Consider the following 25,212-nt stretch of genomic DNA (forward strand, 5'->3'; position numbering starts at 1 on the left):
CTGGCAAAGTATTTTTTACAACCCATTTAGCTTACCTTTTTTATTAACAAATTACAAGCTATTTTAAAATTTAGACTTAGGATAATAGATCATTTTAAATTGAATATCCAGCCACATTTGCGTTATATACAAAAAGAGACCGTTTCCAAAAATAAACAGCCTCTTTTTTTATTTATTTTTTATTGCATTGGTTCATCTGTTTCTTCAATTCGAATATCCCCATTTAATTGAGTTATTTTATGAATCAAACGATCGTAACCACGTAAAATGTGTTCTGAGTTATTAATGACTGTTTCACCTTCTGACATTAATCCGCCAATAACAAGTGCTGCTCCAGCACGAATTTCAGCAGCTGCAACTACATTTCCTGATAATTGTGTACTAGGTCGAATTGAAATCAAACCATGCGCATAATTATCAATATCCATTCCCAACTTGTTCAATTCTGGAATATGACGAGTCCGTTCTGGATAAATCTCTTCCGTAATCAGACTTTCTTCATCAGCTAATGTTAACAAAGGCGTAATTGGTTGTTGCAAATCAGTTGCAAACCCTGGGAAAGGAGTTGTCTTAATTTTAATTGCATTAAACTTTTCCGTCTTAGGAACATAAATACTATCTTCTCTTACATCTAGATCAACCCCTGCTTCAACCATTTTCGCAATAAAAGCCTCTAAATGTTCTGGAATTATATTTTTAACTAAAACTCCATCCCCTTGTGCAGCTGCCATTGAAAGATAAGTCCCTGCCTCGATTCGATCTGGAATAATAGTATGAACGTTGTTCGAAATTAATCGTTCAACTCCTACAATACGAATTGTATCCGTTCCAGCCCCCCTAATTTTAGCACCCATATTATTTAAAAAGGTTACCAAATCAGTAATTTCTGGTTCCTTAGCGGCATTTTCTAGAATCGTAGTTCCTTCAGCTTTAACGGCTGCTAAAATTGTGTTAACCGTAGCTCCTACCGAAACCATATCCATATAGATACGTGTCCCATGCAACCCATTTGGATCTGTAATACGTACAGTATCATTGTCATATTCGACTTCCGCACCTAGAGCTTCAAATCCCTTAACATGCTGATCAATTGGACGAGGGCCAATATTATCGCCACCAGGGAACGTTACAACGGCACGTCCAAAACGACCTAACAATGATCCCATGAAATAATATGAAGCTCGGAGACTTTTAATCGCCGTTGATGGTAACTCAGCTTCTACAATTCCTGTTGGATCAATCATTAATTCTCCATTAGAAAAACTTGATTGTACATTCATTGAACGCATAATAATTTGGAGATTATAAACATCCAAAATATCTGGTACACTATCAAAATTAACAACTGAATCCGCCAAAATTGATGCCGGAATCAAAGCAACGGTTGAGTTTTTTGCCCCACCAATCGTTACTTCCCCACTTAATCGGCGACCGCCGTGAATAATTAACTTTTTCATTACAAAACCTCAAGACATTTAAATGACTACTACATCAATTAAATAATTCATTATAATTTTTATTTAACTGGCCAGTTTCACTGCGATCCTTAACCATCTTTATTTTAATTCAACTAATAATATTAATGTTGTTATGAAACATGTTGAAAATTATTAACACACATCAGTATTTTAAATAATCACTTTCATTAGAAAAGCGTGTTTTACACTTATCTTATTCAATTACTCGTTTCTTATTTTACAATATAATTACAATAGTAACAACCTGTAACTTAAAAAGTAATATTACAATATTTTCAATCAAAATCTATTAATGTCAATAATAATATTCATTTTATATTAATTAATCTTGTTGTTGCCTTAAATATCTCTGCAAATTCTTGCTATTGAAAATTTTCATATTTATATAAAAAAAGGCGAATCATCAAAATTCATCGCCTTTTTAAAAATTTTAATATTAATGATTATTCAAAGCAGCTTTAATAAATGCTGCATACAATGGCTCAGGTCGATTTGGACGTGAGATAAATTCTGGATGATATTGAGCAGCAATGAAGAAATCATTGCTTGGTAATTCAATAACTTCCATCAAACGATCATCAGGTGAAACCCCCGCAAAAACCATTCCGGCTGCTTCAAATTCAGCACGATATTGCGTGTTGAACTCGAAACGGTGCCGATGACGTTGTTGTACTTCATCAGTACCATAAATTTCCCTAGTTTGAGTTCCTTCCTTCAAAGCAGCTGGATACAATCCCAAACGCAAAGTTCCACCACGTTTTGTGATTTCCTTTTGGTCGTCCATCAAAGCAATAACAGGTGTATCAGTGTTCTCATCAAGCTCAATTGAATTTGCTTGTGAATGTCCTAGTACGTTACGGGCAAATTCAACAGTTGCCAACTGCATACCTAAACATACTCCTAAGAAAGGTACGTTATTTTCACGAGCATATTGAATCGACAAAATCTTTCCTTCAGTTCCACGAGGACCAAATCCCCCAGGTACTATGATTCCATCAGCATCACTCAAAAGCTCTTTAACATTATCTTCATTTACTTTTTCAGAATTCAAAGCGTTGATCTCAACCTCTGTATCAATCGCATATCCACCTGAACGTAAAGCTTCATTTACTGAAATGTAGGCATCCTGCAAATCAGCATACTTACCAACCAAGGTAATTTTGATGTGGTTTGATAAGTTTTTAATCTTATCAATCATTTCCGTCCAATTAGTTAAGTCAGCTGGTGCAGCTTGAAGTCCAAGATGATTCAAAACCACATCATCCATTCCTTGAGCTTGCATATTATTAACAATTTCATACAAAACATCAACGTCCAATGACTCGATTACTGCCTCAGGTGCCACGTCAGTAAACAAAGCCAATTTTTCACGCATTTCTTGTGAAATAGGTTGTTCAGTCCGTACAACCAACATATCAGGTTGAATTCCCAATGAACGCAATTCTGATACAGAATGTTGTGTTGGTTTAGTCTTCATTTCACCAGCTGCTCGCAAGAATGGAATTAATGAAGTATGAATATAAAAGACGTTTTCGGCTCCAACTTCACGCTTCATTTGGCGCAAAGCTTCAATAAATGGAAGTGATTCAATATCACCAACAGTACCACCAACTTCGGTAATCACAATGTCAGCATCTGTTGTTTCAGCAGCACGCATCATTTTTTCCTTCAAAGCATTAGTAATATGTGGAATTACTTGAACCGTAGCTCCATCATAATCACCATTTCGTTCTTTTTCCAAGACTTCAGAATAAATTCGACCTGAAGTAATGTTTGAATATTTATTCAAGTTAATGTCAATAAATCGTTCATAATGACCCAAATCCAAATCAGTTTCAAGACCATCTTCCGTTACGAAGGTTTCACCATGTTGATATGGTGACATTGTTCCAGGATCAATATTGATATACGGATCAAATTTTTGTACCGCAATTTTGAATCCGCGATTTTTCAATAAGCGTCCTAGTGAAGCTGCTACAATTCCTTTTCCTAGCGATGAAACCACACCACCAGTCACAAAAACATATTTCGTCGCCATAATTCCCTCCGTCTAAACGCAATTTCTACGTACTAATTCGTGTGCCATATTTTTTATTGTTAAATCAATAAAACTCCCGTTGCTATGTTAGCATTAGGAGTCTAATAGTTAATTTAACCGTTCTTGTAAACAAACAAGAGCCCGGGACTTTATTATACATGATAATAAATCAAATGTCAAAGACATTACTTTTCAATGTCCCCTGATCCATAATCATCATCGACGTCTTTGCCAATTCCAGAGATATCGTCACCGATACCATTTGAAACTTCAAATTCATCACTTTTGGCGACCGCGTCGTCATCGTCGTCATCATCTGTCTCAACTTCAACATCAACAGTTGCAACAGTTTCATCAGCTGGTGTTGGTTCTTCTTCGAAGTCATCTTCTTCAGGATCATCATCCCAGCCAACAACATCATCGTCATCGGTATCCAACAAAGCCGCAGCTTTCTTAGTTGCCTTCTTTTTCTTCTTTGTGGCAGCTTCTTCTTCAAGGTCCAAATGGATTTCTTCATTAATTGAATCAAATGGATACCATGAACGAAGTCCCCAAACATTATCACCCAAAGAAATAAAAGATCCGTCGATATTTAAATCTGTATAAAATTGTGATGTTCGCTTTTCGAGCTCATCGGCGCTCTGACCAATATATTCTGATACTTGTTTCAATAAATCATAAAAATCAACAGTCTCATGACGCTCGTGTAGTATCTCACGTGCCACTTCGATCATTGAAAGTTCTGATTTTTTCTGATTGTCAAATTTTGATAATGCCAAATCACGCACATCCTTTCAAGGGTTTACTATTAATTAATAGTACTTTATTTCATTAAATTATTCAATGATTAATCCTAAATTTAAGAATCAATTCCTATCAAAGCACCATTATTATTTATATCTCAGATAAGAAAGTTGCTAATGCATCACGCCAAGTTGGTATCTCAAAACCAGTCAACTTCGCTTTCTCTAAACTCATTACCGAATGCTTTGGGCGATACGCTTTTTGTGGAAACTGATCACTAGTAACCGGCATAACTTCAACTGGCAAATTTTTCAAAATTTCTTCAGCAAATTCAAACCAAGTGGCAGTATCATCATTTGATAAATTATAAATACCATATTCTGATTTAGAGTTAATTAAATGTAGCATAAATTCTGCTAGTGTCCTTGTCCATGTTGGTCGCCCCAGCTGATCATTTACCACTGTTAATTTAGGATGGTTCTCTGCCAATCTCTTCATTGTATAAACGAAATTAGGCCCAAACTCACCAAATACCCAACTTGTTCGAACTATATAAGACGAAGCACCACTCTCAATAACAGCTAATTCACCAGCTAATTTAGCACGTCCATAAGCGTTTTTGGGATTTACTGAATCCGTCTCTTGATATTCATCATTATTCATTCCATCAAAGACATAATCTGTAGAAACAGCAACCAATTTAGCATTATATTGTTTAGCAGCGTCAGCAATATTTTTTGTACCTTCTACGTTAACTTTCCAATTGAGAGAACGTCCTTCATCTTCTGCCAAATCAACTTTTGTATAAGCAGCAGCATGTAGTACTACATCTGGTTTTTCTGTTTCAAAAACACTCATAACTGCGAGACGATCAGTAATATCTAACTCATTAGAATCAAATGCCACAAATGTCAGGTTTCGTTCCTTCAAAATTTTTTGTAATTCTTGGCCTAGCTGTCCATGAGCTCCTGTAATTAAATACTTCATATTAATTCCTCCGAAAAAAAGTCAGCTTTCGCTGACTTTAAATTATTGATTATTTTGTGCGTATTTAGCCTCAACTTCGGCCTTTTCAGCTTCCCACCATGATCGATTATTTTTATACCAATTGATAGTATCAGATAATCCAGTCTCAAAGTCGGTAAATTTAGGAGCCCACCCTAATTCTTCACGAATTTTAGTAGCATCAATAGCATAACGTAAATCATGTCCTGAACGATCTTGCACGAAATCAAAGTCATTTTCATCTTTGCCCATGTCTTTTAAAATAGTATGTAATACAGTAATGTTATCCTTTTCGCCATCGGCTCCAACCAGATAAGTTTCTCCAATCTTTCCGTTGTTCAAAATGGCCCACACAGCCGTAGCGTGATCATAAGTATGAATCCAATCACGTACATTTTTTCCAGAACCATATAATTTAGGCTTAATTCCTGAAATAATATTTGTCACTTGACGTGGAATGAATTTTTCAATGTGTTGATAAGGTCCATAATTGTTAGAAGTATTAGAGATTGTAGCTTTCAACCCAAACGAGCGAACCCAAGCGCGAACAAGCAAATCTGAGCTAGCTTTTGTTGATGAATACGGACTTGAGGGCCGATATTGTGATTCAGGAGTGAATTTTTCGCCAACACCTTCTCCTTTACCTGGTAAATCTTCACGCAAAGGTAAATCACCATAAACTTCATCAGTTGAAACATGATGAAAACGTTTATTATATTTCCGTGCTGCTTCAATTAAAGTATAAGTCCCAATAATATTGGTCTGTACGAATGGTGATGGATCTTTCAATGAATTATCATTGTGACTTTCTGCAGCATAATGAATAACTGCATCTGTTTCAGCCACTAATTTATCAACTAATGGTGCATCTGCGATATCCCCAATCACCAATTTAACTCGATCTTCAGGTAATCCAGCAAGATTTTCCTTGTTTCCAGCGTAAGTTAATTTATCAAGAACGGTTACAACCACATCTGGATGCTCCGCTACGATATAACGTACAAAGTTCGCTCCAATAAATCCAGCTCCCCCTGTTACTAAAATATTCTTGTACTCAGTCATCAGTCTTCTCCAATTATAATTGTTCTCTGTTAAGCGGCACAACATCCTTCAATAATGGATGATTCTTATCGGCCTCACTTACTTCAGCATTATCAACATCATCCCATATAATACCAAGTTCAGGATCAGCATAGTTAACAAAGGCATACTTTGGCTTTAATTCTAATGCCCAGTAATCATTGACCAAATAAGCATATGAAACTGTCTCACTTAAAACTTGGAACCCATTAGCGACACCACGGGGAATATAAATTCCCTTACTAGCATCAATTACTGTTTGATATACGTGACCAAATGAGTCCCCTTCACGTAAATCAACCCAAGAACCAAGTACCCGTCCATTATCAGCTATTGAGATATACTTATCCCAAGGTTCAGCATGTAATCCTCTCAACACTCCCTTACGTGATAAAGAAATATTATTTTGAAGTTTATCTTCTTTAAAAAATTTCTTTGGGAACCCTAAAGGTATCATTTTTTCCTTCTGAAAGTTTTCTTTAAACCAACCACGATTATCACCATGGACCGGAATATCAAACTCGATCATACCAGGTATTTCTTCAATTGGATGACCTGCTAATGCTTTTTCAAAAAAGTTGTCAGTCATATATTTCTAACCCTCTTCCTCAACAATTTTTAACAAATATTGTCCATAATCATTTTTCTTTAACGGTTGTGCCAATTTTTCTAATTGAACAATATCAATATAACCCATGCGATAAGCAATCTCTTCAAGTGAAGCCACTTTTAAATTCTGTTGCTTTTGAATCGTTGCAATAAATGATGAAGCTTCTAACAATGAATCATGGGTTCCAGTATCTAACCAAGCATACCCACGCCCCATTACCTGAACTTCTAGGTCACCTCGGTCAAGATAGGCTTGATTAATATCAGAAATTTCAATTTCTCCACGATCTGATGGCTTAACCTCACTAGCAATTTTAACAACGTCATTATCATAGAAATATAGACCAGTCACGGCATAATTAGACTTTGGTTGATCCGGCTTTTCAACAATTGATAAAGCCTTCCCGTTTTCGTCAAAATCTACTACCCCAAACCGTTCTGGGTCTTTAACCTGATATCCAAATACTGTAGCCCCTGATTTTTTAGTAGCTGCTTCTTGTAATTGCTTTGAAAGACCAGCACCATAGAAGATATTGTCTCCTAATACCAAAGCAACATTATCATTACCAATAAAATATGCTCCAATAATAAAAGCGTCTGCTAAGCCGCGTGGCTCATCTTGAATTGCATACTGAATATCTAAACCGATATTATGACCATCACCGAATAATTCTTGGAACTGGTCAACGTATTCTGGTGTCGAAATTAATAATATCTCTTTAATTCCTGCTAGCATTAACACTGATAGTGGATAATAAATCATTGGTTTGTCATAAATAGGCACAAGTTGTTTACTTGTTGCCTTAGTAATTGGATAAAGACGTGTTCCGGATCCTCCGGCTAGGATAATACCTTTCATCAGTTCTACCTTTCTTAACCTCGTAAGATAATTCTTGTTAGCAATCATCTAAATAAATGACATAAATATATTAAAATCCACACTAATTTATATCTACTGAACACAATTATGTATTCTTAGAAGATTGTAAAATTAATCCGAACACTTTAATAAAAAATACCCATAGTAAATGGATAACGGTTGTAGGTAGGGTGGTAGGGTATCCACACAAACTATAAAAATAGGATATATTTACTATAAATACCACCCACTTTATCTCAGATTTGAGCATGTAGCTATAAATAAATTATTAAAAGATGGTTATTCTCAAAATTAAATTGTTAATAAAATTAATATATATAAACAAAATATTAGTTTTGAACTACACAGAATACAACAATATAATCCCGTATTAAAAAAGATTATGTTAATCATGGAAAAGAATTATCTGGTCATCATAAATTAAATATGATTTGCAAATTTATTTTTATCACCCTTATATTTATATAGTATTTTGTGGGTTTGTTCGGCTTAAAGTTTTAATTATGTCTCTCATAAAAATTAATAAAATGATAATATTTCACTAACTGTTTTATCAAATCCAAATTTAGATTGTCCCACAATATCATTATCTAGATTTCTATCTGACGAAGAATTATCAAAGATCATATCATCTATATTTTTGGCCCATTCTTTATCAGATTCAGAATTAGACAAGTATGAAATTTTATTAATAATATTCACCTCACTCGTGAATGCCTCCTTAGAAACAACTAATGGTAATCCAGCAGCTTGCGCTTCTACGGCTGAAAAAGGTAGTCCTTCATATAACGAAGGCATAAGCATTAAATCTGAGGCCATTAATAACCCCTTAACGTCTTTTTGACTACCTAAAAATTTAACTCTATCTGAAATACCCAAATTATATATTTTCTGGATAATATCATTTTGTAAACTTCCTGAACCAACAAGAATTAAATAATATTTTTTTTATAATATAATTCATTAAATATACTTATAATTTTCTCGTGATTCTTCTGATACTCAATTCTAGCAACTGATATTATAACCTTAGAGTCTTCAGGAATATTAAGATTCCTTCTAACTTCATTTCTAATATCTCTATCAAAATTAAATTTCTCAACCTCAATTCCATTCGTTATTACAGTAAAGTCTAATTTTCGAAACATCCAATTACCCGCTTCAGTACTAGCAGCTAACAACTGGATATTTTTATTATTTAACTTTTTTCTTTGTAATATCGCTATACTTTTTAAAATAGATTTTTTTAAAAAGCTTCTATTCCCATAAGATGTATTGTGTGCATGAAATATAACTTTAGTTACCCCACTATTTTTGGCAGCTATAGCGAAAAAAGAAGGCAATAAATAATTAGCATTTATGTGTATAGCATCAAATTTATAAACTGAAAATAATTTTTTGGCAAGATTATGTCCAAAAACCATATTTTTTATTCCTGTAGGCATTTGATAATTTAAAATATGTCCACCATTTTCAATTATTTCATTTTTATACGCAATATCTTCTTTCCAAATATTTAAAAAAGTTATATCTACACTTTTATACTTTTTTCTTAATGCATTAAATAAATTCATAGAAAAAGTTTCAGTCCCACCTCTATTAGGTGTCATCCCTATTATTAAAATTTTTTTTTATTTTCCATTATCAGTTAACCTTTAATTCTGACTTAGACAGCTTAATTAAAAGAGCATAAAACAACAAACTAAAATTTGGATTTTTACGAGATAATAATCTTCTTATGGGGAATAAAATCTTAAATTTAGTTATAAAATTTCTGCTATTTACATATTTATCAATAGTCGCCGCTAATTTTTCATTGTTATCTATTACATCATCTTTAAATAACTTTGAAACAAGATAAAAGTTTAATATTTGTTGCTTTTTAACTTGCTTTAATTTATTTATTTGCAGTAATTTGGATAATGTTGTTTCTCTAGATTTTGTGCTCACTCCTATAACATTATTTCCGTGTTGCCTATAATTTACTAATGGCTTATCAATAAACATTAAATTACCAGTCATAGCTATTAACAACGCTATGAAAGCATCATGCATATTTACTTTATCGAAAGTTTCATCATTTACTGTCCTAATATAATTTACTGTTTTTTTATTTATAGCAAAGCTAGCTCCAGTTACCAAATTTCGATTCAATAATTTTGATAACACATTCTCATATTTACCAATAGATAAATTTTCTTTCATCCTTTGACCTGTGCTGACTCCTTTAGCATCAGCTACCCATAAGTCAGAATATACACCAACGGGAATGCCATTTTCATGAAGATGAAATACTGCTAAAAATTCTCTTAATTTATTTGGTAACCATATATCATCTTGATCAGAGAAAAAATAATAATCTCCATCAACTAATTTAAGTAGTTTAAAAAATGATCTTTTAACTCCTATATTAGGGCTATTCCTATCTATTTGTTTTATAGTATTGGGATAATTATTAACATATTTATCAATAATATCTTGTGTATTATCTTTAGACCCATCATCCCGTATATATATTTTTAAATCAAATTTTTGATTATCAAACTTTTGATTTAAAATACTATCTAATTGATTTTCTAAATAACGGTCTCCGTTATAGGTAGACATAACAACAGATACATTTGATCTATTCATCAACTTAACCTTTCCAATTACCTAATTATTTTATTCGCTATATTATTTAATACTTATATCTGATCGATCATCTTCACTTATATTTAATCTTTTGTGTAACATATCACTATATTTATTTATAACTGTGTCTGTTACATAATTTTGATCATGCTCATGAAACGCATCCATATCTCTAGCCAATCTATCAGAACTTCCATTATCAGCATATCCACGTTTACTTTTTTTTATAAATTCTTCCAGTGATTTAGAATAATAATGATTTATTCTAATTTTATTTTTAGAAGCAGGTTCAGCATAAATTTTTGTATGATAAGGATAGTTCCATATTCGTTTACCATTTTCATCAATAGTTTTTCCAATTATAGTAGCCCAATGAGGTGACCCAACTTTTAATACTAATCTTGGATTTAAAATTGGTTTATAGTCTGCGATAAACTCTGATCTAGCATGATATTTGAAGTTGTCAGTTACTAAGCCTTTTGGCTTCTTTTTTAAACCGTTTGATCCATATATCAACCAACCAACTAAAATTTGAGAAAACGATATATCCAAAGAATTCATCATGTCTAAAATGTTTTCTTTCTCAACAGGAACAATAAATTCATCGGCATCAATAATTGCCAACCATCTCACATCATTTCTGTATTGCTCAATAGCTTCGTTATAAACAGCCAATTGTTGCTTTTTACCTTTTATGAACTTATATTTTACTAATCCTTGATCAATATACGGTTGCAAAACTTCCATAATGTTATCATCTGATTCATTATCATATATATAGAAAATATCAACTCCTACTAATTTATGAAATTCAATCCATTCCTTTAAGTATGGAGATTCATTTTTAACTATAGCCACAACACCTAGCTGATGTTCAAATTCTTTTAGAATATTATTGTCGTGGACACGTTGATAGCTCTTATATAATCCATATTTGATTAATATTTTTAAATGGTGATAAACACCGACACAATCATGAATTCTTCTAAGCAAGATTCTCTTAATCCTGGGCATCTCTTGTTTATATCTCATAATTTATCTAATTTTCCTCCAAATATTAATCATTAATGTTTTAAAAGTCCGATTGCCTATGTTTATTATAAATAATATGCAAATTGATGAAATTAAATTTATTAAAAATATTATTATTATAAAAATAATACCATTTCCAACCAATGAGTGTGTCACAATCCAAACAACAATAGTTGCAATTATTACGCCCAGTGCTCCTCTGATATAATCAAATATATAGTGATCAACCTTGACTTTTATACCATATTTCAAAACTATATAAGGCTCATACCAGCTAACTGTTATTAATGTTGAAATAATTGTTCCCAATAATATTCCTTTCAAGCCAAAATTAAAGTGAATTAAAAATACCAATGATAGTATCATATTCATGGCAGATTCAAACACAGATTTCCATTTTTGTACCCATTGCAATCCATATGCATCGATGAAAGTTAACGATGGTAGCCGGAAAATTTGAATTGTTAAATTAATAACAATTAGCAATGTAACCTCCTGGGAAAGAACATAATCTTTTCCCAACCACCATTGAATAAAGGGACGTAACAAAATAAAAAGTTGAGGTGTTATAAATAATGTTAGAGAGTAAATCACCAAATTGAATTTCTTAAAGAAATCAACTACTTCCTTATTTGAATCCTGTATCAGACTACCAATACTTGCCGTTATTGGTTGTATCATTTTATTAACTAATCCCTTCAAGTTGTTAGTTATCATTGTATAGTTAGAATACAATCCAACAGTAGAAAGGTTAACAAATATAGATAATAAAATATTATCTGAGGCAAAGACTACCATTGACCCTATCTTATTTGACAAGCCACCAATTGAATTTTTTATTAATGTTGTTTTTGTCTCATTATCTAATTTCAATTCACTTTTTTTATATTTTTTGAAAATAAAAGGATAATATTTTTTAACATTAACATTTATTAAAAAATTAGATATCAACGTTATACAAACCATTATAAACGCATATATAACAGGATTTTCAAAATATATTAAGGTTATAATTTGTAATAAATTACCAGTGAAAGTTACCATAAAGCTAATCAATGTTATGACATAGTTACGTTGATCCGAATTTAATATTGTTCTGTTATACGTGAAAAAGTAACTACCTACTGAATTCGCTAAAAACAACAAGTATATTAATAATACATTGTCTAAATTATTACCTTGTTCACCAATAATGTCAGGTAAAAATGGTATAAGAAATAGTCCAATAATTAATACCAAAAAACCAACAGTTTCATATACTTTTTTGAAGGTTCTAATAATTTTCACTATACCGAATTGATCATTATGCGCAATAGGTTTATATAAAAGAAATGAAAAAGCTGTCTCCATACCTAGATCTGTCAAAGATAACATTTGAATAACACTACTAAATACACCATTTAGTCCCAAATATTGTTCACCTAAAGTTTTAATGAAAAAAGTTCTCACAACAAATGAAAGTATTGTAGTTAAAATAAATGTCATTCCAGCAATAGACCCATTTTTTAAAATGTTTTTTGAAACTGATGTATTATTCATTACTTGAAATCGCCTTTACTTTTTTATAAAAATTTATTTTTAAAATTTTAAATGTGCTAAAAATGGAATGCTTTGTGCAATCTGACTGTTTGGTATACCGTAAAATATGACACTTAGAAATAAGACAAACACGAGGGTAATCACCATTCCTATGAATCTATCAACAATTTTAATTTTATGTTCAAAATATAATGCAGTCAGTATAATAACCGTTTCTAGGCCAAATCGTGGAAACCTCTGATACTGAATTGACATAAATAGTAACGGTAAACTCAACATACCAGAGTAAATTAAAGACATTAAAGAATTTACTTTACCAGTTATATTATTATTGTTTTTATTTAAATTAACAATATATACTGCCATTTTTTTAGCTAATACAGTTAGTAAAGCATATGATGAAATCATCAACAACTTCTTAGTAAATGATCCCTCACCCCCAACAAAGTTGGTAATTATATTTTCGCTAGCACTTGCATTCCCAGTTAGTGAACCAATGATTTGAGCTATTTTTTGACCAGCAGATGTTGAACCAGTTAAAAACAAAATAATACTACTAACAATAGATATTATAATTATCATTGAATTTACTTTTATATTTTTATGCATCAACAATCTTATTCCAATAAAAGCAAGATAAAAGTATCCTGAACTATGAAAGCCTGTTGCCAGAAAAATAATTAATGCCGATATTATAATATTTTTTTTATTAACCTTAATAAGAAAACTTGCTGCTAACAATATCAAAGTATACATTGCAAAACTTCTTATTTGATCTATTTCATTAAAAAAAGGGAAAATAGCAAATGTCCCTACAAAAAAGGCCACATTATTAGTGAATCTTCTTACCGCTATTAATAAAATAATAAAAATAATAAAACATAATATTAATCTAAATTGTGCATATGTCAATCCACTATTATATGCAACTTTAGCTAAAGACAAGTATCCCCATTCAAATCTAGAATTATAGGTTGATGAAAACATTACATTATAATTTCCTTCATAATTATGATAATCTAGTACCCAAATTGTAACAGGAGCTGGTGCACCTCCCAACCACGCTAAGTATAGTAAACTAAGCACAGGAAACACTATTGATTTTTTTTTAATTACCTCTTCAACCCAATTCAAAATTAATATTCCTAAATAAACCATTTTCCCTCACTAAACTATTCTATAATTATAGTCTTCCCTAAAAAACAAATCATATTATTTTTCATATTCAGATTTTTTTGAAAGATGAATGTTAAAAGCTTTATACAATTGACTTACACGTTCTTGAAACAAGATACTATCGACGTCACTTGAATCATTAATATCAATTACTTTATGCTTAGATTGTTTAATATCTTTAATGATTTCTTCAATCTGAGTTAAATCATAAAATTTACCATAATTGAATTTTCTAGGTTTAAAATTACCTTTAGCAATTTGTGTATAACGTACACTCCAAATAGTAATATCATATATTGATCTAAACTTATTGCTACTTGTTACTTTAAAAAAATCTTTATTCTCTTCCATTACATTAGTAAATTCGGATTTCAATATGGAATATGGAATATGTAAATCATAAAACCTAGTAAATCTAGGGAAGAAAAATAATAACATTGTATATATATTCAAAGGTCCATTTTTTAAGTTAAAAAACTTAAAAAAGTTCTTTTTCATAACACTCATCTTATTAAATTTTCTATTAATGATAGTTATATTATTTGCAGTTATATGATCAAAATCTTCAACTGGCATAATAGCATTTAATCCCGCAGTATCTCGGGGCCTACCATCAAACCAAAAAAAATCAGATGGTTCTACAGATGAGTTCAAAAACATATCATCATTGAATAGAACAAAATGTTCTGATAGATTTTTTATTTTAAATAGATTAACTTCTATGGCACTAGAATTGAAAGTTGGTAGGTTATCATTATTTATTATGTCTTTATGATCAATTAAAACTATTTTTTCATGATCCATATTTAACCAATCAGGGGCTTGATTATCAGTCACTAAATATATTTTATTTACCCACGGTGCATACTGTTCAACAGCTCTAAACCAATAATTAAATAAATTATAATCTCTAAATCTAGTCTCGATCTTATCATCCACGTTAACTTCATCAAATATATTTCGTTTTTTTAACCATTTTGGATCAGATCCATCAACCCAAGTAACAACAAAATCAATTGGAAAATTCAATTCCTTAGCCAATTTTACTATTCCTCCATATCATTTTATCAAAATATGTGTTTTTTAATTTACTGAGCTTATTAAGCTTAATCTTATTTAAATAACTTCTTATAAAAATAGTACTACTTTAAATTTATTATTATAAATATTCAGCATAAGTGTTTTTCATGATTTCATCAACAACGCTTATATCATATTTATTCAAAAACTTAACATCCTCTACACTGACCTGTGGCCTAGTTTCAATACATCTTTCTAATATCTTTTTAAGTTTTTTATTATCATTAGGATCAAAAGATTCCCCATTGCCATTGTTAATGTAATCAGAAATACCCCTTATATTTGATCCCAATAAATACGTTCCATCTAATGTTGCCTCTAGTCCAGCTACACCTAGCCCCTCTTGGAAAGAGGGGAAAACAAATATGTCACTAGCATAGTGAATATCATGAATATCTGTACGATATCCTAATAATTTAAAACTATCATTAAAATTAAAACTTTCAGCAATTTTTTCTAAATTCACATTATTATTACCTGTCCCAGCTACGACATATATAATATTTTTTAATGATTCATAATCCATTAACTTGAGTGCATCCAATACTATTTTGTGATTTTTTCGATCACTTAATTCACCAACAGATGATATCAAAAAGGCATTTTCTGGAATATTTAATTCTTTACGAATTTTTTTACGAGCTTTTTTTTTCTCGGAATCAGTTACATGCCAAGATTTCTTAACATCTACTCCAATACCATCAATTTTAACAATATTTTTAGCATGCATATGCTTTTTAGCAAGTGCATAATCCTCATTATTTATTGTAATTAAAGTATCGGTTATAAAAGAAAAAAACCATTCTAATGGATAAAAAATTAGCCAACCGCTTTTTGGACCACCTTTGAAGAAATGAAAACCATGTGCAGTGTATATTACTGGCACATGAAATTGTTTAGCAACAATGCGTCCCAAAATTCCACCTAAAGGTGAATGTACATGAATAAATGAAAATTTGTTATTACTAAATATTTGTTTTAGTTGTTTAATAGAATGTAAATTACCCTTTAAAGATCCCATTCGTCTTTCAAAATCAACTTGATGAGCAATTACATTATTTTCATCCATCCATATTTTTAAACGCTCATTTTCTTCTGCAGACATTGATCCAAAATCAATCATGTTAGTAGCAACATGAACCTCATACCCCATACTTTGTAATATTTTTATATTTCTATGGTTAAATTGTTGGATCATATTAGCCTTGGCTGCCAGCATCAATACTTTATTACCCATATCACTCCTCTTTTATCGAATTTAATTATTTTAAACAGTTATATAATTAATATTATTTAACAATTCCATTAAAGTGTCCCTAATATATTATATAGAATTACTTTTTATACTATATACATATTTTTTAACAAATCATATAACAAAGGTATATAAAAATATAAACATGATAATTTTTATATACTAAATATCTTATTTATTCACAAACTCCAAGTCTACAAATAGTCAAATTATATGTTTGCTTTTTGATTCATACAATATTTTTAACCAAAATATCCTATTAAATATAGGGACATACCAACAAATAATACTACTTTATTTCACTAGTTTATTCAATGATTAATCAGAATTTCTAGGGTAAATTCCAATCAAAGCACCATTATGAACATATTTTTGGAATTCTTGATAAACTGGGGCCATTAAATCACCCGTTGTTTGTTCCATCAACATTTCAGCTGGGAAAAAGTAGCGAGCATTCCCATAACTACGTCCAGTCAGGGCTTTTACCAGTGAACTTTGCGTTGATAACTCTGCCAATGATCCATCTGGTTGTAACATTTCAATTTGTGTTTTTGCATGTTTGGCTTCAGGATGGTATAAATCATAAGCTGTATCAAAACTATCATTTTCCGCCGTATAATATTTAACATTAAAGCCCGCTTCTTCAATTAGTGGCCTTATTTTAGACAGATAATGCCTAGTTTTAGGACTAATCTCAATGGATTTAAGTGGCTTTCGATCTAAGAAACGCATTGATAGCTCTGCCAAAACCTTATCGCTGGAATGACGCCATAAATTAATATTTTCCAAAATTGATGCATCGTCTAAATCTAAATACTGTTCAATACTGACACTATATTCAAAAAGTGGCTTTAGATCAGGCGTTACAAAATTATCAATGGATATTTGCTTCTTCTGTTGATCTTGATACAATTCCATGGCTCGATCTAATAAATGTGTTAAGACGACTTCAATCCCACGTGAGACAGGGTGAAAATAAACTTGCTCATACATTTGATACCTAGAAATAATGTAATCTTCAACAGTAGCCATACCTTTTTGTTCAAATGCAATTCCATCGACCACCGGACGCATTAGATGAATAATTCGTGCTAAGTCAAAGGTTCCATAAGTTGCACCAGAATAATAAGCATCTCTTAATAAATAGTCCATTCGATCTGCATCAATTTGTGAAGAAATCAAAGCCACAACTTGCTTATTATCATAAGTCTTTGCAATTACACTGGCGACTTTTGCCGGTAATTTTTCATCATATTTCATTAAAACTTGATGAACTTCAGTTGTTTTGTTCAAAATAATATCTTGCGTAAACTTTTCATGGTTAGTTTTAAAAATGCTTTCAAAAGTATGTGAATATGGTCCATGGCCTAAATCATGTAGTAATGCGGCCACTAATAAAACACGACGTTCTTCAACTTGCCAACCACCATCACCAGGTGTTTGACTCGCAAAACGTTCTAAGTGATTAGCAATTTGTCGGGAAACTTCATACACCCCTAACGAATGACTAAATCGTGAATGCTCCGCCGTGTGGAAAACCGTATTAGCAACCCCTAGCTGTTTAATTCGCCGTAATCTTTGAAATTCCCGTGTATCAATGAGTTCCAAAATTAAAGGGTCATTCACATGAATAAAATTATGTACCGGATCCCGAAAAACTTTTTCTCGCACTTTCTCCACATCCTTTTCGTATATTTTTATCAATTATACCGTAAATTAACGGTATAATTGATAAATAAAATCAATCAATTATCAAGGGCCAGACGCCAGAGGATCTATAATGCAACAAAATATTCAAATTAATCTCACAAACATCATTCAACAAGATGACACTTCCGAGACCTTTCATTTCAATGAAACAGGAACATTAGCAACTATCAGAGAGATCTCATATATTCGTTTTACCGAAACTACATCAGTTGAAACTCCTGTCACCGTTAAAATAAATACTGATCAAACGATCGCAATCACCCGTAATGGGCAAAGTAAACTGCAACTTTTATTGGACTTAAAAAACGACAGTATAACTCATTATCAAACCCCCATCGGTATGATTGTAATGACTGTAAAAACTAACCAGCTCAAAATTGATTTATCGAAAGGAATCATCTTAGCAAAGTATCAACTATGGCAAGCCAATACGATTGTCGGTCAATATACTTTCGATTTAAATTTCAAATAACAAAAAAACACGATCGCAAGAGGGGGACGCGACCGTGTTTTTTTGATTACAGCTGTCATTGACAACCATAAAATTAAAAAGAATCTAATTCATAAAACCGATTCTAATTTTTCATGTACTTTGGGGAGTAATGAAGTCCACCATTTCTAATGGACAATTACATTGTACACCATTTCTTGTAAAAAAACACTCCCAATTAATACGCTTTCATTTTTGATATAATCAGGTTTATTTACCTAAATAATCAATCTATTTTAACCGTTATCATTAGCCTTAGCTGTTAGCTTAATTTCTGTTGTATTTTCGTGACCTTTACGATAATAGGTAATATTTATCGTATCACCCACTTTATGTGAATTTAATATTCCTCTTAAATCACCGGTATCATCTAGATCTTGTCCATCGGCCTTAGTAATGACATCATACTTTTTCAATCCAGCTCGATCAGCTGGAGTTCCATCTGTCACATTGACAATAATCACACCACCTCTATGATCATCTGATAATTCCAAGACATTTTTTTGGTCATCAATTGAAACTCTTGAAAGATCTACCATTTTAATTCCCAATGCGGGCCGGACCACTTTTCCATCTTTTTCTAATTGATTAATAATATTCACTACCGTATTTGAAGGAATTGAGAATCCCATCCCTTCCACACTAGTTCCACCACTTGAATTGGTTAGCTTCATAGAATTAATTCCAATGACCTGACCACTCAAATTAATCAAAGCACCTCCTGAATTTCCGGGGTTAATGGCCGCGTCAGTTTGAATAACGGTGGCTTTTCCTAATGAATTCCCATCATCATCTTCCGATTCCACTTCACGCTTAGTAGCAGAAACGATTCCTTCTGTGACTGATGTTGCATAGTCTGATCCCAATGGTGATCCAATGGCTAAGACCGATTCTCCTGTTTGAACCTCATTAGAATTAGCAAATTCAGCAACCTGTTTAATTTTACTACTTTTAACTTTTAAAACTGCTATGTCCGAAATTTTGTCAGTCCCAACCAACGTAGCATTTAGCTTGGTTCCATCACTCAATAATACTTGTAACGCCTTAGAACCAGTCACCACATGATTATTAGTCACAATAAAGGCTTCACGACCAGAAGTTTTATAAATAACACCTGAACCTTCAGAAGCAGTTTTAAGATCATCGTCTTGGCCTGCTGTATCAAACAAACTCCAGCCAGAAGACTGCTGTTGTTGTAAATTAATCACTGATACAACCGCAGGTGCTGTTTGTTGGAAGGCCTTAGTAGCAGCACTAGTCCCTTTAACCTTTGTGTCAGAAACCTTCACAGTCTTTTTCGTACCTCCGACTGAAGTCGATATTTCATTGGAATATTTCTGTACGCCCAGAGACCCAACCACTCCGCCAATCAAACCAGCAACCAGTGCTAAAACAATAATCCACCAAGAGACGGAAAAATTTTTATTTTGCTTTCGATTAAATTTCATCGCTCTTACCTCATTATTTATATTTCACTTAAAAATATAGACGATTTAACTTAACATCCACTTAAAGATTTCTTATATCTTTGATAAGGGAGTAGCCCAATATGGACTAGTATCTAACAAATTAAAATCATGATCAACAGCAAAATCATGATCCTGTAAAATCTGTTCAACAGTTAGATGTGCCAAAGGAATTTGATTATTCTCTTGGCTTAGATGACCGAGATAAATTTTTTTGGTATTACGGCCAATCATCTTACTTAAATTTTCAGCCCCGTCCTCATTAGATAGATGCCCTTCATCTCCCAAAATTCGTTGTTTTAAACTCCATGCATATGAACCATAACGTAACATCTCAACATCATGATTAGCTTCCATTAAAATAGAATCCGCATTAGTTAAAACACTAGCAATATGGTCATTAACATATCCAGTATCGGTTAACATCGCAAAAGTTTTATTATCATGATGAAATGCATAAAATTGAGGATCAGCCGCATCATGTGAAACAGCATAACTTTCGACATCTAAATCACCAAAAAGTTGGGTACTATCACGATCAAAAATATGCTTTTGCGCTATATCAATTTTACCCACCTTACCATCAATGGCATCCCAAGTTTTTTCATTAGCGTATAAATCCATTCCATATTTACGTGCTAATACCCCCACTCCTTTTAAATGATCAGTATGCTCATGAGTAATAAACAATTTGTCCACATCTTTCAATGATTTTCCAATTGATTGCATCAACTCATCAATTTTTTTACCACTTAACCCAGCATCAACTAATATTTTATGCTGAGGGGTCTCGATATAAGTCACATTTCCCGTACTGCCTGAAGCTAACATTGAGACTTTAAAATCATCTGTCATATTGAATTAGTCCTCTTTCATTTATCATTTAGCTTGATCCATTAATTTACCATCTAATGCATTAATCCGTAGTAAATTATAATTATTTCCATTTTTTATTTGTACCAACCAAGTTGGAACTAAAACTACGCTATCATCGACATACATTAGGGAGCTATAACCCAATTTCGTCCATAAAATTTTAGTGTTATTAGGAATTTCATTATATTGATATAACGTTGCCACTGCCATCTGCTCAGAGATCAATGCAGCTGGGTCTCGCAATTTTTGTACATGTTCAATATACGTTTGCGTATAACCGACTAGCTCCCCCGCGTGATTAATTTCTAAAGTCAATTTACCATCAGAACCAACACTTTGATCATTTGCTAATTTTTGTTGATAAACCACATAGGTCGTACTAGTTCCGCCTAAATTAGCCTGTTCTGTCAATTTATCATTATAAATATACTGCTTAGCATGTAGTACATAATTATTCTGATAAATAATTTTTCGCAATTGCGTCTTGCGTTTATTATCGTCATTCACCAACAAGACTGGTTGCTTTAAACGTCCTTTCAATTGCTTCTTACTATCATCCAAAGTCACATTAACCTTGTCTAATTTTTCTATCTGATTATTAGTAGCCCAATTTTTTAAATTGATATTACCACCTAGATAATAACCAGTTAATTGTTCTGTTTGTAATTTATTAAATTCAATATTATCGTCTCTCATATTTGTGACCAAAGTATTGGGCGTAATCTGAGCTTGATTATTTTGTTTATTTTCCGTTAATTGAAAAATCAAGAACACGTTAATTCCAAAAAAAAGATAGATAAAAATCGTTAAAATCTTTTTTAAGTCCATTACGGTGTCCTGCTTTCTATATATTTATCAACGATTTTCCACTTACCATTATCGATTTGAATAAACCATGCTGGTTTTAAGGTTGCCAAGTCATCATTTTCACTAACCCATTGATACCCAATTGTCCAATTAGTGATCTGATTAGTATCAAAATCAGCTTGTTTTAATTGCTTCAAAACCGTAGGCCAAGCTGGTAAAACAATCTTCTTATTATCCGAAATTGGTAATGGCACTTTAAGCGAATCTGATGAAAAATTTAATCTAATATGTTTCTCAGAAGATTGTTTAAACGTTACCACCCCTAACCCTTGATCATTGAAAACTGGAAAATTATCAACATAAGGTTGAAAATAAAGTTCGCGTCCTTCGCCCTTAATTTGCAAATATTCAAGGTTATCATCCCCTGCGTAAACCTCATGAATTAACTTAGTTGCATAATCGATTCTGCGGTTAAAGCTATCCAATTTAAGTCGATTTGGGTAATAATCATACACATATTGATTCTTTGATCCTTTTTGAACTAGTTGTCGCTGGCTTCCATCTGTATAAACGGTTTGTTGATCATTTTGAGTCCGTTGGTTTTGATGATTTCCATCAAATAAGCGTTCTACAATTTCTTCAGCATCCTCGTGCGCGACCACATATGATCTTTGTGACAAAACCATCGGTGCTAACCGTGTGATTTCCAAGTTATCATGTTGATAACCAATTTTAATAGGAATCCGTTTCGTTGATAATTTTATTTTTTTCAAATCCTGATCCGCCTGAATTTGTGGAAAATGATATATCACCCGATGTTTTGTATCAATAAAATTAATTCCTTTAAACTGATTATCTTTGGAAATCTGAACCCAACTAATGCCACTTTCATCTTTAAATTGATATTGCATACCAAAAGTATCCCACAAAACTTGTTTATAGACAGGATTACCATAACCCAATAAAATTGTATTATTGTGCTTAATTTTTTTTGTGAAATCAGCCTTATTATAAGCAGTGATGGCGGGCTTCCCAACTTGATATTTTTGAACAACTTTGATGATTTGATTTAAATTAGCTCTATTTTCGGTCACTAATTCTGCTTTGTTGTCTGCATTAATAGTTACTAATTGATTTACATTATAATTTATTTGTTGGCTGAGGTTTAAATTATTTTGACTAACATTATTAGATTGACTAATACCTTGATTTTGAGTTACAACCTGTTGCACAACTAATCCCGTCAGAATCAAACTAGTCAAAACCAAGATTGTTAAGACTAGCGAGCGCCAATCTTGACGAAGACGTTCTGGAAGAAACGATAATAATTTAAGTATCCTATTCTTCATCACCACTCCAATCATCTTCTAAGTCCGCTTCCAAACTATATGGCAAAGAAATTTTAAACGTTGATCCTTGTCCTTCTTTAGACTCAGCCCAAATTCGGCCACCAAATGACTCTACGATCTCTTTAGCAATTGCTAGTCCTAATCCAGTACCACCTTGCGCCCTTGAGCGTGCCTTATCAACTCGGAAGAAACGATCAAAGACATGTTGAGCATCCTTTTGGGGGATTCCCAAACCTTGATCCTGAATACTGATAACTACCTTTTGATCAATCAAATTCAAGCGTGCCATAATCGTTCCACCATCAGGGGAATATTTAATTGCATTATTCATAATATTATCAATAACTTGAGTAAATTTAGATGTATCTATTTCAACCCAAACCGGTGTCGGCTCGACTTCCCTAATAATTCGATAATCTTTTTGTCCTGCTTGATCGGAAGAAATAATCATGTCAAATCGATTTAAAATATATTCGAAGAGAGCACCTAAATTCACCCATTCTAATTCAAGATTTCGAACTCCCCGATCCATTCGTGAAAGCTCTAGTAAATCATTGATCATATTAATCATGCGTCCAGTTTCGGCTTGAACAACCGCCAAAAATTGGCCAGTTAACTCTGGATCATCAGTCGCTCCATCTTGAAGCGCATCAATATATGATTTGACTGAAGTCAGAGGCGTTCGTAATTCATGCGAAACATTGGAAACGAATTGCCTTCGTTCTTGATTAATTCGTTGTTCCTCAGTTACATCATGTAAAACTACAACCATTCCCGAAATAAAGCCAGATTCTCGTTGAATTTGTGCACTGTTGACCTTTAATGTTAATTCTTGATCCTCGTTACTAAAATCCAACAATAAATTATCAACATTTCCAAAGAAATTCCTTAGTTGATATCGATCCTCTAACCGTAAAACTTTTAATACATACTGCCCCAAAACTTCATGTTCATCGTCTATTCCTAAGAAACGCAAGGCTGCTGGATTAATCAAATTAATCGAGCCCCGTCGATCAGCTGCAATCACACCATCAGTCATATGTTCCAACACAGAATCCAAACGTTGACGTTCTAATTCTTGAGAGCTGGTTGTCTCTTCAATTCGTTGTGATAACAAATTAACATTCTCTGCTAGTTGACTAATTTCATCATGTCCCCGAACACTAATAACCCCAGAATAATCACCTCCAGCAATCCGCACTGTACGTTCACTAATATCCGTAATTGGCTTCGTTAACGTTCGAGACATGATAAAAGCCATAATAATCCCTAGAAAAAGCGCAACTAATGTCGCTGAGGCGTAAATCAAAGTAACTTCTTTTAGACTATCATAGACGCTTTCCAAGTTCGCTTTGACTTTAACTGCTCCAACCACTTTGTTTTCACCATCAGAAGTATCAATTAGTGGCTTCACTACAATTTGATATCTAGTATGATTATCCTGCTCAATATTATTTTTAACATAATTTTTACTAAGTGCAGCATCTCGAAGATTTTCATCGGTCGTCTTTTGCCCTACTAATTCTTGTTTATTAATATCAACAGTTCCACGAACTACACCTTTAGTATCAATAACTTGAATGTCTGAGATCAAAACATTGTTAATTCTTGATAAAGTGGCGTGAACCTCAGCGTTACTATCAGCTGAACTACCCTCTATTAATTGTTGTGTTAATTGGTCTGAGACATAGGCCGGTAACCCAATTTGTTGTCTAAAAGTCACTAAATTTGATCGTTCCAATTGTTTAATAAAAAAGACTCCAATAATTTCCAACGTTACAAGTAATGTTAAAGCGAAAACGATTGCGTTTTTAAAATAAATTGATGAAAATATATTTTTGTATTTTTTCAAAATGGGCTCCTCATTCGTGGGATAATTTTACCTATCAAATCAGGATAACCAAATTAATCCATCATTCTTCCATATTAATTTAATTATACCGCCTTATCGATTCAAAGTTTTG

22 protein-coding genes are annotated in these 25,212 nt (G+C 32.4%); 1 reads left to right on the top strand and 21 read right to left on the bottom strand.

Annotated features, from left to right (window positions below):
- Positions 1–179: 179 nt before the first annotated feature.
- The 16 genes from WKK_RS02390 to WKK_RS02465 form a co-directional block, all read right to left on the bottom strand.
- Positions 180–1,457, bottom strand: coding sequence for a UDP-N-acetylglucosamine 1-carboxyvinyltransferase (locus WKK_RS02390; RefSeq protein WP_013989339.1), 1,278 nt, complete (start codon positions 1,455–1,457; stop codon positions 180–182).
- Between the two features lie 457 nt (positions 1,458–1,914).
- A complete protein-coding gene (locus WKK_RS02395) occupies positions 1,915–3,516 on the bottom strand; it encodes a CTP synthase (protein ID WP_006845911.1) in 1,602 nt (533 codons plus the stop codon).
- A 185-nt stretch (positions 3,517–3,701) separates the two neighbouring features.
- Positions 3,702–4,295, bottom strand: coding sequence for a DNA-directed RNA polymerase subunit delta (gene rpoE / locus WKK_RS02400; RefSeq protein ID WP_006845912.1), 594 nt, complete (start codon positions 4,293–4,295; stop codon positions 3,702–3,704).
- A 115-nt stretch (positions 4,296–4,410) separates the two neighbouring features.
- A complete protein-coding gene (rfbD, locus tag WKK_RS02405) occupies positions 4,411–5,247 on the bottom strand; it encodes a dTDP-4-dehydrorhamnose reductase (protein ID WP_013989340.1) in 837 nt (278 codons plus the stop codon).
- 42 nt (positions 5,248–5,289) lie between these two features.
- Positions 5,290–6,327 (bottom strand): dTDP-glucose 4,6-dehydratase, encoded by a 1,038-nt coding sequence (rfbB, locus tag WKK_RS02410; protein WP_006845914.1) that lies wholly within the window; start codon positions 6,325–6,327, stop codon positions 5,290–5,292.
- A 13-nt stretch (positions 6,328–6,340) separates the two neighbouring features.
- Entirely contained in the window at positions 6,341–6,934 is a 594-nt protein-coding gene (locus tag WKK_RS07135) for a dTDP-4-dehydrorhamnose 3,5-epimerase family protein (protein WP_013989341.1), read from the bottom strand.
- Positions 6,935–6,940: 6 nt separating this feature from the next.
- Positions 6,941–7,813 (bottom strand): glucose-1-phosphate thymidylyltransferase RfbA, encoded by an 873-nt coding sequence (gene rfbA, locus WKK_RS07140; protein WP_013989342.1) that lies wholly within the window; start codon positions 7,811–7,813, stop codon positions 6,941–6,943.
- A 540-nt stretch (positions 7,814–8,353) separates the two neighbouring features.
- Positions 8,354–8,767 (bottom strand): glycosyltransferase, encoded by a 414-nt coding sequence (locus WKK_RS02425; protein ID WP_081461279.1) that lies wholly within the window; start codon positions 8,765–8,767, stop codon positions 8,354–8,356.
- Positions 8,767–9,444 carry a glycosyltransferase gene (locus tag WKK_RS02430; protein WP_148235962.1) on the bottom strand — a complete coding sequence of 226 codons (678 nt, stop codon included), beginning with the start codon at positions 9,442–9,444 and terminating at the stop codon, positions 8,767–8,769. The genes WKK_RS02425 and WKK_RS02430 overlap by 1 nt, the downstream gene beginning before the upstream one ends.
- Positions 9,445–9,478: 34 nt before the next feature.
- A complete protein-coding gene (locus WKK_RS02435) occupies positions 9,479–10,468 on the bottom strand; it encodes a glycosyltransferase family 2 protein (protein ID WP_013989345.1) in 990 nt (329 codons plus the stop codon).
- A gap of 42 nt (positions 10,469–10,510) precedes the next feature.
- Entirely contained in the window at positions 10,511–11,500 is a 990-nt protein-coding gene (locus WKK_RS02440; protein ID WP_013989346.1) for a glycosyltransferase family 92 protein, read from the bottom strand.
- Positions 11,501–11,503: 3 nt separating this feature from the next.
- Positions 11,504–13,039, bottom strand: coding sequence for a lipopolysaccharide biosynthesis protein (locus tag WKK_RS02445; protein WP_013989347.1), 1,536 nt, complete (start codon positions 13,037–13,039; stop codon positions 11,504–11,506).
- Positions 13,040–13,078: 39 nt separating this feature from the next.
- Positions 13,079–14,197: an EpsG family protein gene (locus tag WKK_RS02450; RefSeq protein ID WP_013989348.1), complete on the bottom strand. Its 1,119-nt coding sequence runs from the start codon at positions 14,195–14,197 to the stop codon at positions 13,079–13,081.
- 54 nt (positions 14,198–14,251) lie between these two features.
- Entirely contained in the window at positions 14,252–15,256 is a 1,005-nt protein-coding gene (locus tag WKK_RS02455; RefSeq protein WP_013989349.1) for a stealth family protein, read from the bottom strand.
- A gap of 118 nt (positions 15,257–15,374) precedes the next feature.
- On the bottom strand, positions 15,375–16,532 hold the full coding sequence (locus WKK_RS02460) for a glycosyltransferase (protein WP_013989350.1): 1,158 nt from the start codon (positions 16,530–16,532) through the stop codon (positions 15,375–15,377).
- Between the two features lie 336 nt (positions 16,533–16,868).
- Positions 16,869–18,221 (bottom strand): HD domain-containing protein, encoded by a 1,353-nt coding sequence (locus tag WKK_RS02465; RefSeq protein WP_013989351.1) that lies wholly within the window; start codon positions 18,219–18,221, stop codon positions 16,869–16,871.
- Positions 18,222–18,330: 109 nt separating this feature from the next.
- Here WKK_RS02465 and WKK_RS02470 point away from each other — a divergent pair, with 109 nt between their 5' ends.
- Positions 18,331–18,732 (top strand): YwiB family protein, encoded by a 402-nt coding sequence (locus tag WKK_RS02470; protein WP_013989352.1) that lies wholly within the window; start codon positions 18,331–18,333, stop codon positions 18,730–18,732.
- Positions 18,733–18,986: 254 nt separating this feature from the next.
- Here the strand turns inward: WKK_RS02470 and WKK_RS02475 are convergent, their stop codons facing one another.
- From WKK_RS02475 to walK, 5 genes are all read right to left on the bottom strand, one after another.
- On the bottom strand, positions 18,987–20,198 hold the full coding sequence (locus WKK_RS02475; RefSeq protein WP_013989353.1) for a S1C family serine protease: 1,212 nt from the start codon (positions 20,196–20,198) through the stop codon (positions 18,987–18,989).
- A 72-nt stretch (positions 20,199–20,270) separates the two neighbouring features.
- Entirely contained in the window at positions 20,271–21,071 is an 801-nt protein-coding gene (locus WKK_RS02480) for an MBL fold metallo-hydrolase (RefSeq protein WP_013989354.1), read from the bottom strand.
- Positions 21,072–21,095: 24 nt separating this feature from the next.
- The gene (locus WKK_RS02485) at positions 21,096–21,920 is read right to left on the bottom strand and encodes a two-component system regulatory protein YycI (protein WP_013989355.1); all 825 of its coding nucleotides are present in this window, start codon (positions 21,918–21,920) and stop codon (positions 21,096–21,098) included.
- Positions 21,920–23,248, bottom strand: a complete 1,329-nt coding sequence (yycH, locus tag WKK_RS02490) for a two-component system activity regulator YycH (protein WP_148235963.1) — start codon at positions 23,246–23,248, stop codon at positions 21,920–21,922. The genes WKK_RS02485 and yycH overlap by 1 nt, the downstream gene beginning before the upstream one ends.
- Positions 23,238–25,100: a cell wall metabolism sensor histidine kinase WalK gene (gene walK, locus WKK_RS02495; protein ID WP_013989357.1), complete on the bottom strand. Its 1,863-nt coding sequence runs from the start codon at positions 25,098–25,100 to the stop codon at positions 23,238–23,240. Before walK ends, yycH begins: the two co-directional genes overlap by 11 nt.
- Positions 25,101–25,212: the final 112 nt, after the last annotated feature.

This window comes from Weissella koreensis KACC 15510 (assembly GCF_000219805.1).
GTDB classification, from domain to species: domain Bacteria; phylum Bacillota; class Bacilli; order Lactobacillales; family Lactobacillaceae; genus Weissella; species Weissella koreensis.

Excerpts from the sequence above, each read along its gene's own strand:
- WKK_RS02390 (WP_013989339.1), bottom strand. The coding sequence starts at position 1,457 with ATGAAAAAGTTAATTATTCACGGCGGTCGCCGATTAAGTGGGGAAGTA.
- WKK_RS02395 (WP_006845911.1), bottom strand. The coding sequence starts at position 3,516 with ATGGCGACGAAATATGTTTTTGTGACTGGTGGTGTGGTTTCATCGCTA.
- rfbD (WP_013989340.1), bottom strand. The coding sequence starts at position 5,247 with ATGAAGTATTTAATTACAGGAGCTCATGGACAGCTAGGCCAAGAATTA.
- rfbB (WP_006845914.1), bottom strand. The coding sequence starts at position 6,327 with ATGACTGAGTACAAGAATATTTTAGTAACAGGGGGAGCTGGATTTATT.
- WKK_RS07135 (WP_013989341.1), bottom strand. The coding sequence starts at position 6,934 with ATGACTGACAACTTTTTTGAAAAAGCATTAGCAGGTCATCCAATTGAA.
- rfbA (WP_013989342.1), bottom strand. The coding sequence starts at position 7,813 with ATGAAAGGTATTATCCTAGCCGGAGGATCCGGAACACGTCTTTATCCA.
- WKK_RS02430 (WP_148235962.1), bottom strand. The coding sequence starts at position 9,444 with ATGACACCTAATAGAGGTGGGACTGAAACTTTTTCTATGAATTTATTT.
- WKK_RS02435 (WP_013989345.1), bottom strand. The coding sequence starts at position 10,468 with ATGAATAGATCAAATGTATCTGTTGTTATGTCTACCTATAACGGAGAC.
- WKK_RS02440 (WP_013989346.1), bottom strand. The coding sequence starts at position 11,500 with ATGAGATATAAACAAGAGATGCCCAGGATTAAGAGAATCTTGCTTAGA.
- WKK_RS02445 (WP_013989347.1), bottom strand. The coding sequence starts at position 13,039 with ATGAATAATACATCAGTTTCAAAAAACATTTTAAAAAATGGGTCTATT.
- WKK_RS02450 (WP_013989348.1), bottom strand. The coding sequence starts at position 14,197 with ATGGTTTATTTAGGAATATTAATTTTGAATTGGGTTGAAGAGGTAATT.
- WKK_RS02460 (WP_013989350.1), bottom strand. The coding sequence starts at position 16,532 with ATGGGTAATAAAGTATTGATGCTGGCAGCCAAGGCTAATATGATCCAA.
- WKK_RS02470 (WP_013989352.1), top strand. The coding sequence starts at position 18,331 with ATGCAACAAAATATTCAAATTAATCTCACAAACATCATTCAACAAGAT.
- WKK_RS02475 (WP_013989353.1), bottom strand. The coding sequence starts at position 20,198 with ATGAAATTTAATCGAAAGCAAAATAAAAATTTTTCCGTCTCTTGGTGG.
- WKK_RS02480 (WP_013989354.1), bottom strand. The coding sequence starts at position 21,071 with ATGACAGATGATTTTAAAGTCTCAATGTTAGCTTCAGGCAGTACGGGA.
- WKK_RS02485 (WP_013989355.1), bottom strand. The coding sequence starts at position 21,920 with ATGGACTTAAAAAAGATTTTAACGATTTTTATCTATCTTTTTTTTGGA.
- yycH (WP_148235963.1), bottom strand. The coding sequence starts at position 23,248 with ATGAAGAATAGGATACTTAAATTATTATCGTTTCTTCCAGAACGTCTT.